The organism is Hanstruepera neustonica (assembly GCF_002895005.1).
Lineage (GTDB): Bacteria > Bacteroidota > Bacteroidia > Flavobacteriales > Flavobacteriaceae > Hanstruepera > Hanstruepera neustonica.
Map to the genome: position 1 here is coordinate 47,126 of NZ_POWF01000011.1, position 12,868 is coordinate 59,993.

Annotated in this window: 13 protein-coding genes; all 13 read right to left on the bottom strand. The window is 37.7% G+C overall.

The features are described from left to right. Position 1 precedes the first annotated feature (1 nt). Positions 2-1,099, bottom strand: a complete 1,098-nt coding sequence (locus C1T31_RS13440; protein WP_103053037.1) for a glycosyltransferase family 4 protein — start codon at positions 1,097-1,099, stop codon at positions 2-4. After that, on the bottom strand, positions 1,092-1,670 hold the full coding sequence (locus tag C1T31_RS13445; RefSeq protein ID WP_207764286.1) for a serine acetyltransferase: 579 nt from the start codon (positions 1,668-1,670) through the stop codon (positions 1,092-1,094). Before C1T31_RS13445 ends, C1T31_RS13440 begins: the two co-directional genes overlap by 8 nt. 4 nt (positions 1,671-1,674) lie before the next feature. Beyond that, positions 1,675-2,679 carry a glycosyltransferase family 2 protein gene (locus C1T31_RS13450; RefSeq protein WP_103053038.1) on the bottom strand — a complete coding sequence of 335 codons (1,005 nt, stop codon included), beginning with the start codon at positions 2,677-2,679 and terminating at the stop codon, positions 1,675-1,677. Between the two features lie 15 nt (positions 2,680-2,694). Further along, on the bottom strand, positions 2,695-4,080 hold the full coding sequence (locus tag C1T31_RS13455; RefSeq protein WP_243398957.1) for an asparagine synthase-related protein: 1,386 nt from the start codon (positions 4,078-4,080) through the stop codon (positions 2,695-2,697). Between the two features lie 62 nt (positions 4,081-4,142). Further along, on the bottom strand, positions 4,143-4,901 hold the full coding sequence (locus C1T31_RS13460) for a class I SAM-dependent methyltransferase (RefSeq protein ID WP_103053039.1): 759 nt from the start codon (positions 4,899-4,901) through the stop codon (positions 4,143-4,145). A gap of 71 nt (positions 4,902-4,972) precedes the next feature. Beyond that, positions 4,973-5,995 carry a glycosyltransferase family 2 protein gene (locus C1T31_RS13465; RefSeq protein WP_103053040.1) on the bottom strand — a complete coding sequence of 341 codons (1,023 nt, stop codon included), beginning with the start codon at positions 5,993-5,995 and terminating at the stop codon, positions 4,973-4,975. Continuing rightward, a complete protein-coding gene (locus C1T31_RS13470) occupies positions 5,992-6,810 on the bottom strand; it encodes a hypothetical protein (RefSeq protein WP_103053041.1) in 819 nt (272 codons plus the stop codon). The genes C1T31_RS13465 and C1T31_RS13470 overlap by 4 nt, the downstream gene beginning before the upstream one ends. A 95-nt stretch (positions 6,811-6,905) precedes the next feature. Next, positions 6,906-8,135 carry a glycosyltransferase gene (locus C1T31_RS13475; RefSeq protein ID WP_103053042.1) on the bottom strand — a complete coding sequence of 410 codons (1,230 nt, stop codon included), beginning with the start codon at positions 8,133-8,135 and terminating at the stop codon, positions 6,906-6,908. Between the two features lie 9 nt (positions 8,136-8,144). Beyond that, positions 8,145-8,834, bottom strand: a complete 690-nt coding sequence (locus C1T31_RS13480; RefSeq protein WP_103053043.1) for a class I SAM-dependent methyltransferase — start codon at positions 8,832-8,834, stop codon at positions 8,145-8,147. Then, positions 8,806-9,555, bottom strand: a complete 750-nt coding sequence (locus C1T31_RS13485; RefSeq protein WP_103053044.1) for a sulfotransferase domain-containing protein — start codon at positions 9,553-9,555, stop codon at positions 8,806-8,808. The genes C1T31_RS13480 and C1T31_RS13485 overlap by 29 nt, the downstream gene beginning before the upstream one ends. Next, complete coding sequence (locus C1T31_RS13490) at positions 9,545-10,837, bottom strand: ABC transporter ATP-binding protein (RefSeq protein WP_103053045.1); 1,293 nt, start codon at positions 10,835-10,837, stop codon at positions 9,545-9,547. The genes C1T31_RS13485 and C1T31_RS13490 overlap by 11 nt, the downstream gene beginning before the upstream one ends. A gap of 42 nt (positions 10,838-10,879) precedes the next feature. Beyond that, the gene (locus C1T31_RS13495) at positions 10,880-11,653 is read right to left on the bottom strand and encodes a class I SAM-dependent methyltransferase (RefSeq protein ID WP_103053046.1); all 774 of its coding nucleotides are present in this window, start codon (positions 11,651-11,653) and stop codon (positions 10,880-10,882) included. A 3-nt stretch (positions 11,654-11,656) separates the two neighbouring features. Further along, positions 11,657-12,523, bottom strand: a complete 867-nt coding sequence (locus tag C1T31_RS13500) for an ABC transporter permease (protein WP_103053047.1) — start codon at positions 12,521-12,523, stop codon at positions 11,657-11,659. Between the last annotated feature and the right edge of the window lie 345 nt (positions 12,524-12,868).

Here is a 12,868-nt window from a genome sequence, read left to right on the forward strand (position 1 = left end):
ATTAATCCTTGTTAGTTTTAAGCTTAAGGTATAAGGCTTCATGCAAGCCTATAAAGCGTTCCAAAGTAAAATGGTTAATACAATAGGAACGTAAAGAGGCTCCTAATTGTCTTTGTTCATTATGGGAAAGTGATTTAATATCTAAAATCAATTTGCAAAGAGCATGAGAATCACCGGCTTTAAAAAGCAAATTTTTAAAATCCTTTAAAACATATTTAATACCTGAAATATTTGAACCCAATACCGGAATGCCCATACTCATGGCTTCAACCAGAGCCATGGGCATCCCTTCTTTGCGACCTTGGTCCAAGGTGGGAATCACGTAAAGGTTTGATGCAACAATATAGGGCCTAACATCAGCTGTTTTACCAATAAAACGAACCTGATTCTGTAAACCTAACGACTGACTCAATGCCTGCATGGCCTGCCCATAATCATTGCCATTATAACCTAAAATAGTTAACCTAACTTGTGGGTCTTTCAATTGATGAATGGCATGTAATAAAACTTCAATGCCTTTAACCGGAGCTAAATTGGCAACGGTAATAATCTGAAAAGTTTCTGATTCTGGTAAATCCGGAAAATGTTCAGGGCTGTAATAAGCGGTATCAATACCTAAAGGTATTAAACTTTGCGCATGTTTATTGGGAAAATAAGCACGCATATCATCATTGATTGTGATGATATGCTTAGCCAAAAAACTCTTGATCCGCCAATGTTTGCTTTCAAAACCCATCGCTTTTTTGGTATAAATCCATGGAATACCAGCTAGTTTAGCAGCTAAAGCTTCCGTCCAGTCATTACTCCATTGCCAAGAATGGATAAGGTCATAATCATGGGACTTAAAAAATTTGGAAATCTTTAAAACACGAAACAACAAGCTAAAGTAAGGTCTGTATGCGGTTTTGGTCTTAAAAACATGTATAGGCAAATTCAAAGATTGTATAACCTTAAAATAGTGACCTCTATCATGTCCACAGGCTATCTCAATATCAAACTTATTGTGGTCAAGGCCATGAATTAAATCATAAATAACTTTACCACTACCTGCGGTATCAAAATTAGAGGTTGTAAAAAGGATACGTATTTTTTTACTCATGTGATAATCTGCGTATTACTTTAGCAGGATTCCCAGCCACAACACTATGAGATGGCACATCTTTTACAACAACCGATCCGGCTCCAATAACAACATGGTTACCTATATTAATGGCGCCTATAATAACCACTTGGGCACCAACGGTAACGTCATCACCAATAACGGGCAACAAACTATTGTCATTATGCTTGTTTCCAATGGTTAATCCATTTCGAAATTGAAAATTTTTCCCAATGGACTGGGCATTAATAACAGTCCCAAATGGATGGTAGCACATCAATCCCCCGCCTATAGGAGTGCTTTTAAAAATCTTACAATTAAAGTTTTTGGCAAATAGCTTATAAAACCAAGGTTTTTGTTTGATACGCCAAAAAAACAAAAAGGCAAATTCAGGATAATAAAGCATAAGATGATCAAACTGCTTATGGGGTGTAGCAGACGCCACCTCACTCCCTCGTACCTCTAAAGTCTGTTGCATATCGGCCTGAATAATAGCATTACTGGATACATAACGCTTGTACAAAGACCGTATTAAAAGTTTTTTTATAATATGTGTTATGCGTCGGGTCACTGGCTTAAGGTTTTTGTTGAGGCATCTTTTTTATAACAAACGGTACAATATAATAACTATATAGTTTTACCATAAAAGAAAATGGAAACAAAGCTAAAATAGCCAAATAAATCCGAATAAGTGTTGGGATGTTAACCTCGGGGATTTCTTTAAACAATTGGTTTTTTAGAGCAACCCGTTTTGAAAAACCTTGAGTAAAAGCAATTTGTCGTCCCATAGATTGAAACAACTGACTAAATAACAGGGTCTCAAAACGCTTTGGCACATCATACTCAAAATAAAAAGGCAAATGCTCTTTCACCAAACGAGGCCATACCATAAAGGCACGTGGCATTTTCTTTTTAACACCTTGTATCAGGGAAACCTCATGCTTAAAATACAAATAAATATAGGTGTCAATATAGGCAACATGACAGAGCATCCCCAATTTAATATCAAATGCCAAATCAGTTCCAATTATAGGCAACTGTTCGGTGTAGCAACCAATGGTTTCAAACACCCTGCGACGATGCATATAAGCCCCTTCTCCAACCACCGAGCCTAAATCAGAAAACCATTGCAAACCCCAATAAGGCTTATCTTTCAATTGCACCTCATGGGTTTCATCTAAAGACATGTCAATGGTAGCCAGTGTTTTATGGGTTTTATACATCTTGCCAAATACAGCATCAATGTCTGGATGGGAATCCAATACAGCCATCAAGCGCTTCAGCGCACCTGGAAATACTTGATCATCAACATCTAACTGGTAGAGGTACTCGCCTTGAGCCTTTTCAATACCCATATTTCTAGCTTGGGCTTCTCCTTGTTTTGGCTGATGATAGAGCTTAACATAAGGGTTTTCGCGTTGAAGATCTTTTATAATAAGTTCCGATTGATCTTTAGAATTATTATCAATGTATAATATCTCATGGGCTATGGTCTCAAGCCCCTGATTCATGATAGATTCATACGATCGCCTTATAAATTTTTCCCCATTATAAACGGGTATAATAATAGATAACTTCATGAGTTCATTAGTTCATTAATCCTTAAAATGTTTGTGCCACAAGGCCATAGTCAGCAACATGCTCACTGGGTGAGAATATTGAACCACATCCTCTTGCTGGAACAGCTTGTAAAACTTGCTAATAAGGTCCTGCGGTATAAATTCAAAAAACGTATCATCAAACAAATAACTTTTTAACTGCCTATCATTATAGTCACCCAAAAATTGTAATTCAAAATTACGTTGTATATAGGGTTTCCCCACAGCACCTTGAATCAAGCGCTGCAATTTATTTGCAATCCTAAAGGGCAAATTATAGGGGGTTCTGTTCCACTCATAATTATTAAGATTATAAGGGCGATTGGCCTGCCAGGTAATATGAGATAACGGTTTATGCTGTTGCAAATGGGCAATCTGCAAACGTCTATCAGCTAAATAGGCTTCCGGAATGGTACAGATAAATTCACACATCCTGTTATCATAATATGGGAGCGTGATCGGGTTTGCCGCTTCAAACACACTTAAATTAGTGGTTGTCCATCGGTGCGCCCATTGGCTTGTTTTAAAAGCCCGTATTTTGGCACTCACATTATCAATCTGAATAGCCGATAACGAGGCGGCAATCCTACTAATAAAATACGATTTAAAATCTCCAGCTAGACCCCATGCCTGCCAAAGGGCATTGGCAAATGCCAGTCCACCGGGTTTCAACATTTTCTTCATTAATAGGGGTATAATGGCATCTTCTGGCGTACCTTCAGGCGCACCTTTATCAAAAAGCACATCACCCCAGTGTCCCAAAGAAAACACACCTGGCATCTGCTTCAGTTCTGGCAACACAGCCATCTGTCTGGGGTGGGTAAATTCTGAAAGACATTGGTTTATTTGCGCTAAATCATCTATACAGTCCCATAAATAACCTTTGGGTATTTCAAACGATTCAAAACTAAAACCACACACTGCGGCAATTTGTTTGGCAATATGGTGTTCAGGGTAACCTTGTTTAAAATGATAACTAAAAGCATGCACGGGGTTATCCAAATCCTTTAACACCATAGCCTGACTCCTACTATCCAATCCACCCGACAAAGGCAAAATTACAGCACAAGCACCCACCTGATCTTTTACAATGGTCGTCAATAGGGCAACATAATCCTCTAGCGCGGTTTCAAATGATATATCGCGCGGACTGTAATGCCATTTAAAATGAGGGGTACTGGATGTCAAAAAACCTTGGGCATCAATCTGGTGGTCATGGGCTGGCAATAGGCACACGGTATCTTTCCAATAAGTATCGCCATCCATAAAAAAACCCGTAGCAGCAAAAATGCACAGGGCTTCTAGATGTGGTTCATGCGGTTCTTTGATAGCAGCAAACTGCTGTTTACTGGGAAGAATTTTGGTGGTTACGGTTTTCATCATTTCAGAGGACTAATATAATAAAAAGTCCACAGCATATGTCCATAATAATTAAGCCTTATCAATCAAAATAACCGCTTAAACGCTTCAAAATCTATCAAATTAAGATGTGCGCTTCTATGCTGGTCAAACACGTGGTATTCATAAAACAAGTTGGTAGCTGCTATAGGGTTGCCTATGGCTTGGGTTTTTGATAAGATGCCAACACCCCAATCCGTATCAACACAGCACGAATAAACATCCGGATTAAAACGCCATTTCATAAAGGCTTTCCAAGTAGTACCATTCCAGTATTTTTCTGCGGGCGAATGATTAAACCTAAAAGTCTCTCTAGCATGCCACTCACTGGGCGGATTGCAATCATGTAGCACAACAAAACCATCATCTTTTAAGTATTTCAAACTATGTTGTATATCCAAATCAACCTGTTCGGCAAGATGCAACCCATCAATAAATATCACGTCAAATTGGGTATCAGGCAGTATGGAACCGGCATCCAGCTGTTCAAAAAACGCATCGCTTGTCATGGCAAAATCAACAGGGTTTTCTTCAAACTCCAATCCCGGATCCACACTATATTTTTGATCAGCCTGTATATGGACAAAATTATCCTTCGGATTCCGGACACCTATCTCCAAATAATGGGTTTCTCCTGAACATTGGGATAATATAAAATTAATAATATCCGTTCGTAACGGTCGTTTTGAAATCTCTGCTCGGGTCTTCTTTTTACCCGTGCGGTAGTAGGTGTTTTCTAAAAATTGCTTCCCAGCAAAATAGTATTTAAAAAACGGTATTTTTTTTAAGTGTTTTTTGAATCCCATTACAGGTTAATTATTGAGATATGGCTTCAATCCTAATTTATACAATGGGATAAAATTACCACTTTTTAATATTAATTAATAGCTAATGTCTGCTTTAATACACGTTTAAAATAGTTTCTTAAAAAAGCCGGACGACCTCGATGCGTCACAAAGCTATAAGTTCCCATAAGCCTGCGCGTTTGTGCATAAGCCGTATCATCTATAAACCCCATGTCGTGCAAGGCTATCAAATTTTGCCTCACGGAGTCTTGCAACTTAAAATCCAAACTAAAAAAGAAATTATTGTAGTAAAACCGTAACACATCTGCTTGACTACTGGGTAATCCCTTAAAGTATGGAATATAGTAATGCAATAACCGCAATTTATCCTTGTAAATAGCCCCACTTTGCTTACCCTTTTTAGTCGTATTACTCCCATGCAGTCGCATATAGTTTAAGGGCTTGTTTACAAACAAAATGTCCCCATGGAGTGCCATATGTAAATAGGTAAATACATCACCCGTGTTCTTAAATAGTTCTAACACGTTCATATCTATTGTGGTCAGTAATGATTTTCTAAACAACGCACTACTGGCATTCACAATAATCATTTTGTTCAAAAGATACTTTGTAGCATTATGGGCATCGATAAGGTTACTAGCTGCAACCAAATCTTTATAAATTCGTTTACTTTCAGAAACCAGTCCAAGTTCATCACCCTGGGCATTCACTTTACAGGTATCTGTAAACACCATTCCCAAAGCGTCTTGCGCGTTTAGGGCTGCCACCGTATGTTCCAGAAAATAAGGATCGGCATAATCATCACTCTCGGCTATCCATATAAAAGTACCTTGGGCCAACCCAATACCTTTGGACCACTGTTTGTAAACCGAACCCGAATTAACCGTATTGATAACCACATGCGATACTTTAGGATGATTGGCATACGCCTGTAATAAAGCTTGACTACCATCTTGAGAGGCATCATCCAAAATGATAACCTCAAAATCCTGAAACGTTTGATTAAATATAGAATCTAGACGCTGTTCCAAATAAGGCGCATGATTAAAATTGGGTACAATAACCGATACGGTAATAGGTTTAGGCGTCATCATCGCGTTTTCATTAAACGTTGTATAGCTTCCTGCATTCTCGATTCACTGGAACCCAACTGTTGCCTACCGGCCGTTCCCGAAATATATAAATTGGGTAAATGGTGGATTAAATTAGCCTCAAACTCCGAAATACAAATCAATTTCTTAAGACCAGCATATTGAAAAATATCCGTATTCACCTTGCACTTTAAAGAATAATTACCATAAACAGGAACCCTTACTCCTAGCAGTTTCAAAAATTTCCGAAACGCCTTTTGTACAATATTATAGCGTTTGTCTGGAGCCAATGCCACAAAATCCAAGCGCTTCCCTATCCGTAATAATTGGGCTTGGGTTAAAATAAAAGAAGCTTGATGAATGTTATTAAAATGGGCAAATGTTTTGCCACCATACCGTTTCACACTCCGGTAATCCCATTCAAACGGGATATGGTAGCCTGGGTAAAAGCGCCCTTCGGGGCTTTCCTCATATTGTATAAGGCCCGCAATACGATTCTTTGGTAAAATACGGGTGTACTCCAAATGCTTGTCCACATGCTGTTCTAAAAACAAATGGTCATTTTCACCATATATAAAAATGTCATAGGCATCTCGGTTGTCCCATAGGGTTTGCCTACAAGTAAGCGGCAAGTATTGGTAGTTGTCCAATTCAAAAATTTGAACCCTATCAATACCAGTTATATCCAAAGCCACATTACTGTTCACAATCACGGTCACATCATAGTGTTCAAAGGCTTTCAACTGGGCAACCACCTGGGCCAGATAATCCAATTGCTCATCGCCATAATTAACCAATACCGCTAGAACCCTATTCATGTTGTTTTCTATAATTGTCTTTATTTTTTGAATGCACTAAACTAATAAAACTTTAATAAGAATAAACAGTCAAAAAAACAGAATCACAAATGCCTTTATAAACTATCATACAATGCAATCATTTTTTGGGTTTGTAGGGCTAATGAAAATTCTTCAGAAACAAAGCCTCTCCCGGCTTCTCCCATGGTCTCTATTAAGGTTGGCGTTTCTATTAATTGTTGGATGGCCTTAGCATACAAATTAACTTGCTTTTCGGGCACCAAAAAACCAGAACCACCATCAATAAGGGTATAAGGTACACCGCCACAATCAAACGCTACAACAGCAAGCTTCATAGCCTGGGCTTCGGCAGTTGCCAATCCTTGCGCTTCTGCCCTATTTCGGGCATCGGTTATGGAACTCATCAAAAAAACATCATGACTATTATAAAGGTCTTTGAGCTCTAGTTGGCTTTTTTGTCCTACTAAATGAACAATAGATTCTAAAGCTAGACTTTTTATATGTGTTTCTAAATCAGCCTGCAACGGTCCTTCTCCTACTATCGTATATTCCACCAAAAACCCCCAGTCTTTCAATAATCTAACAGCGTCTATGGCATATTGATGCCCCTTTAATTCAATAAGCCTACCCACAGATAGTAGTTTCAAAGGCCTTTTGCCATCAAACACCTGTTTATGAGTTTGGGGTATAAAAAAATCGAGATTCACACCCATGGGGATAACCTGTATTTTTTTGGAGTCACAACCCAAGGCTTTTACTTTGTCCTCTAAATATGGGGTGTTTACGGTTACATAATCAGAATAATGGATAGCACCATAACGTTTTTTGGCCAATGTCACACGTTTAGCTTCATCCCGAAAATGGGCATCATAACCATGAAAGGTGGTAATAAGCTTGCCTTTTAAAAAACCAACTGACTTTAACAGTTCTAAATCAAAAATAGAATCCGCAAACTGGGCATGAAATATACTGACATCCCGAAATTGTTCATAGTAATGGAATTTAAAGGGAAAAATCAAAAAGCGGTCATAAAAACTGGCCTGCTTTACTTGATGTATAAAACGGGCATATTTAACCAAACAATAGAAGTTTAGCAACACACGCTTAATAGGGTTATGCGGTATACCACTTTCTAAAACCCGAACAACCTGATCAATATTATACTTTTTTAAGACCTCGCTTTGCGAACTATTGGCAACACCCAAATAGGTAAGGGTGAGTACCAATATGTCATAGCCTGCTTTTTGGGATGCAATAAGTTGGTTAACCACAAATGTCTCACTGACATTGGGAAATGACGGCACCAAAAAGCATATTTTTTTCATATTAAAGTCTTAATTAAGCCTGTAAAACCTTAACATAAATTGTTGGTCTCCTAGTTCTTTATTTGAAACATGTCCCAAATCTTTTAATTGACCAATAACTTCGAGCCCTAAATTTACATTTTGAGCTAATTCTTTATAAAAATCAATGGATCTAAAAACTACTGGGAACCCTTGCCATTGACCATCTTCATTTTCAATACAATTAACATTTGCATAAAAACTACCTTTAGAATCCAAATGTTCACTTATAAAAGAAAAACAATCTTTAGCAATGTCATCTTTTAAATGAATAAGCACCGAAAACGCAAATATCATATCAAATTTTACATCAATTTTTAATGCTTTAAAATCTTCAAATAATATTAAGTTCGGATTTTTGTGTTCTAGCTGTTCTTGTCTTAACTCATTCTTACCTTCATTAATGGCCTCACTCCTAACATCAATACCATAATAATTCTCTTCATTTAAAAATTCTATTATTGGTATACCTCCCCGCAATGTTCCACACCCTACATCCAAAAACTTATGATGTTTTTGCATACCATTTTGTTTTAAAAAATCGATTTGAAATTGTTGTTTCATTTTCCAAAGCTTTGGAGGACCTACCAAGCTATGTCGCTTCTCCTTTTCAGTTAGCGCTTTCTTCTTTCTTTTCTTTTTAAAATATTTATTATATATTTTTTTTAAGGTCTGTTTCATTTTCTAAATTATAATTAGCTGTTAATTCATGGTATAATTCATTATCATCATCATCAAAATAAGGTTTCCAGGTATCTGGTTTGCCTTTATTGGGCAACAAACCAATGGGCCTCTCAATAACCTTCAAATCACGAGCTTCCTTAAGCGGTAGCTCCGAAAAAAATTTCCCCCGTATGGCATTATAAACCGCATAAGGGTCATTTACTAAAGTTTCATAATGAACAAGTAACACTTGTGGTGTCTGTGCCGCCAATGCTTGCCAACTGGCAACATGCTCTGCCCAATGCTCCAGTATTGTTAATTTGGGAGTTTTTACTTTATGCGAGGGTGACCCATGCCAGTCTAAAGGAGTATGTAAAAATTCTTTGAATGATTGTTGGCTCACATCCTGATGTAAAAAATTAGGAGTTTTCCAAACCGAATAAGCCACGGCTCTCCCATCCCTAACAATATAAATTTTAGGACTGGAATCTGTATTGTATTTAGCAAAATAATGATTACCAAAAAGCTGCCCATAAGGATTCCCTTCCTTCTTAATTTGTCTGTTGGACCAATGGCCCCAGGCAACGTCGGGTATAAAAAGATTAGTATCTGGGTAAAAGTTTTGCGCCAAAAAGGCTTCCAAAAAATGGGTGCCTGAACGCGGGTGGGAATAGACTTTAACTAATGTTTGCTTTTTCTTTAATAAGCTTGAAATTTTATTATAAAAATTATTTTTCATTAATCACCTGTAATTTTCCAGGAAAAATAGCAGTACTAGTTTTTCTGTTCAATTTCCCTGTTTTCCATAAATCACCACTTAAAACATTAATACTTGCTGCATTCTCTAAACAGTCAACAAAGTTTGCTTTAGTAGTATCATTTTCGGTAATTAGCACTCTTAAAGTATAAGTCCCCCCTCTTAAATAAAGTTTTGGTATTTCCAGTTCTATAATATTGTAAAGTTCAAGTTCTTTCAAATTCACTCCCATTTCATCACTTGTATAGGATAAAACAAAATTTAAATTTGAATCAATAAAATTTACAGCCAAAAAGAGTCTATTATAATTTAATTCAGAATATTTTTCTACTTCAATTCTAACTTTTAGTAATTCAGTAGAAATAATATCATCTACAACTTCATTTCTTTCATTTTGAAAATAAACTCTTTTTACTTTTAGTTTTTGATTTCCTTGCCTATCAGTTCTATGCAAGAGAGATTCTGTTTTTTTATTTCTACCTGAGGTCAAATATCTATCAACTCCTTCACCTACTTTACCGTCGTATGTTATCAAACCATTATCTATTACTATCACCCTACTACACAAAGTTTTTATTGTTGCCATATTGTGACTTACAAATAACACCGTACGACCATTCCCTTTACTGATATCCTGCATCTTGCCCACAGCCTTTTTTTGAAACTCGGCATCACCAACGGCCAATACCTCATCCACCACCAAAATATCGGGTTCTAAAAAAGCAGCAACAGCAAAGGCCAACCGCACACGCATACCACTGCTATAGCGCTTGACTGGGGTATCCACATACCGCTCACAACCACTAAAAGCAATAATTTCAGCTTCTTTTTCGCGTATTTCAGCCTTGGTCATGCCCAATATGGCACCATTCAAATAAATATTCTCACGGCCAGTCAATTCGGGGTGAAAACCCGTACCTACCTCAAGTAAACTAGCTATCCGCCCTTTGGTTTTAATCTCACCGGTGGTCGGGCTGGTTACACGGCTCAATATTTTCAAAAGAGTACTTTTGCCTGCACCATTTTTTCCAATAATACCCAACACCTCACCCTGTTGTACTTCAAAATTAATATCCTGTAAGGCCCAAACATAGTCACTATCAGCCTTGGTACTTCTATCATTCACCGAGCCCACCTTTAAATAGGGGTCCTCCTTCCCACGCACCCGATGCCACCAACGGTTCAGGTCGTGGCTTATCGTACCCGTACCAACCAGTCCTAATCGGTATTGCTTGCTTATATTTTCAGCCTTTAATATGACCATGTCCTTCTTAATACTTAATACTTAATACTCTATACTTAATACTTAATACTCAATACCGTCATCCGTCAGCGGCTTCTCATAAACAGCCACAAGTCCGGCACTCAAATATTTATTAGGATGCTTCTCCAAATAGGGATTAAGCACATACTTACAAAAAATTCGAGTAGGTTTAAAAATAAGCTTTTGAAACACATTCAACTTTTGATGTACACCAAACGGAAACCCGCCCCGATATTCCAAGCGTGCTATTTTGAGGTTATTTCTGGCTGCAAATGCTTTAAAAGTCTTAAAATTCATGCATTTGAGATTATGCGCTTTTAGGTTTTTATAATCGACCAAATAACCATACAGCCTGCGCACGTACCGTTTATTGGGAACCATCACCAATAATCTACCACCAGGTTTTAAATAGTGTAAGTGCTTGTCCAAAACCGCATCATAATTTTCAAAATGCTCAATAAAACCTAAAGAAAACACATAGTCGTACTGCTTTTCTGGTAAATGCTTATTAAAGTCTACTTCCAGCAAGTGATAATGAGAGACACCCATGGAAGCAAAAGTTTTTTGCAATTGAGTAGCATCCGAATTAAAATCAAGACAGGTAGGTTCTAAATCATATTTAGCAGCCAAGTAGGCCAAATAACGCCCAGGGTAACCACCTATTTCAATAATCGATTGATTGCCTGGGTTTGGGGTTATAAGCGTATCCCAAAACGAATCATAACGCGAACACACCGTTTCAATGTGTTTTTTCGTGCTGTGGTCATGATTGTAATAATCTTCCCAATAGGCTTGTGTTGTCAGTTCTTTTTCCATAAATCACACGGTATCAATAAACGATTTTTCAGTTCGGTTAAAAATAATGATACCTATTAAAAACAACAAAATACTCACAATCAGGGTATATACAAATCCAAACCAGCTAAAACTGCCCGTATCCAGCAACATATACCGAAAGCCTTCAATAATTTGGGTCAGCGGGTTGTACTCAACAAGCACAGCCACGGCTTTGGGAAACTTCAATCGGGCTTCCGAAAGCGGATAAGGTACTGCCGACATATACATGAGCAATTGTACCCCAAAACTAATAACGATGGTCATATCGCGGTACTTGGTGGTCATGGACGATAAGATCATCCCCAAGCCCAAGCCCATTAAGGCCATCATAAGAATATACACCGGAAACAAAAACAAATTGGCATTCGGCTGTACCGAGGCACCAATACCCAAGTAATAAATATAAAACCCGATAAAAATACCCAATTGGATAAAGAGTTTCAACAAATTGGAAATGGTCACAGACATGGGCATAATCACCCGTGGAAAATAAACCTTACCAAAAATATTTTGGTTCTTCTTAAAGGTATCACTAGTACCAGACAAACAGTTATTAAAATAGTTCCAAGCGGTAATCCCCGCTAGGTTAAACAAAAAATTAGGAACAGTACCCGTAGCTATATTTCCAAGATTGTTAAACACCAAGGTAAAAATCACAGAGGTAAACAAGGGTTGAATCACATACCACAAAGGCCCTAAAATGGTCTGCTTGTAAACGGTAACAATATCGCGTTTCACAAAAAGAATCAGCAAATCCCGATAACGCCAAATTTCCTTGAAATTGAGGTCTATTAGCCTACGTTTTGAGGAAATGGTATAAAGCCAAGTTTCATTGTCAGTATGACCCAATGTGAGGAGTATTTTTGGTTTCGGCTAATATAAAAAATGCCCCTTGAACCACAAAGTATTATATAAGTATTATATAAGTATTGCAAAACACAAAACACAACCCACATCTCACAACTCCCATCTCACAACCCTAAACCGTATTCCTGCGTAGCAGGAAACCGCTGTCGTAAGCATAAAGCACAAAAGCTTCGAAAACAGGAGCTGTGCGACGCGAAGTTTTGGGCTTGGTTCACCGTAGGTGAAATGCCTACCGACAGTAAAGGCACTTTTTGGTTCTTTTTTGTGCATAAAAAAGAATAAATAACATCCCTTGCCATCCTAAATTCTACAATGATATTGCTCCTG

What these genes read in the sequence shown, in the direction of transcription:
- C1T31_RS13480 (WP_103053043.1), bottom strand. Translation starts at nt 8,834, where the DNA reads ATGAAACAGACCTTAAAAAAAATATATAATAAATATTTTAAAAAGAAA.
- C1T31_RS13470 (WP_103053041.1), bottom strand. Translation starts at nt 6,810, where the DNA reads ATGAATAGGGTTCTAGCGGTATTGGTTAATTATGGCGATGAGCAATTG.
- C1T31_RS13475 (WP_103053042.1), bottom strand. Translation starts at nt 8,135, where the DNA reads ATGAAAAAAATATGCTTTTTGGTGCCGTCATTTCCCAATGTCAGTGAG.
- C1T31_RS13465 (WP_103053040.1), bottom strand. Translation starts at nt 5,995, where the DNA reads ATGATGACGCCTAAACCTATTACCGTATCGGTTATTGTACCCAATTTT.
- C1T31_RS13460 (WP_103053039.1), bottom strand. Translation starts at nt 4,901, where the DNA reads ATGGGATTCAAAAAACACTTAAAAAAAATACCGTTTTTTAAATACTAT.
- C1T31_RS13455 (WP_243398957.1), bottom strand. Translation starts at nt 4,080, where the DNA reads ATGATGAAAACCGTAACCACCAAAATTCTTCCCAGTAAACAGCAGTTT.
- C1T31_RS13485 (WP_103053044.1), bottom strand. Translation starts at nt 9,555, where the DNA reads ATGAAAAATAATTTTTATAATAAAATTTCAAGCTTATTAAAGAAAAAG.
- C1T31_RS13450 (WP_103053038.1), bottom strand. Translation starts at nt 2,679, where the DNA reads ATGAAGTTATCTATTATTATACCCGTTTATAATGGGGAAAAATTTATA.
- C1T31_RS13495 (WP_103053046.1), bottom strand. Translation starts at nt 11,653, where the DNA reads ATGGAAAAAGAACTGACAACACAAGCCTATTGGGAAGATTATTACAAT.
- C1T31_RS13490 (WP_103053045.1), bottom strand. Translation starts at nt 10,837, where the DNA reads ATGGTCATATTAAAGGCTGAAAATATAAGCAAGCAATACCGATTAGGA.
- C1T31_RS13440 (WP_103053037.1), bottom strand. Translation starts at nt 1,099, where the DNA reads ATGAGTAAAAAAATACGTATCCTTTTTACAACCTCTAATTTTGATACC.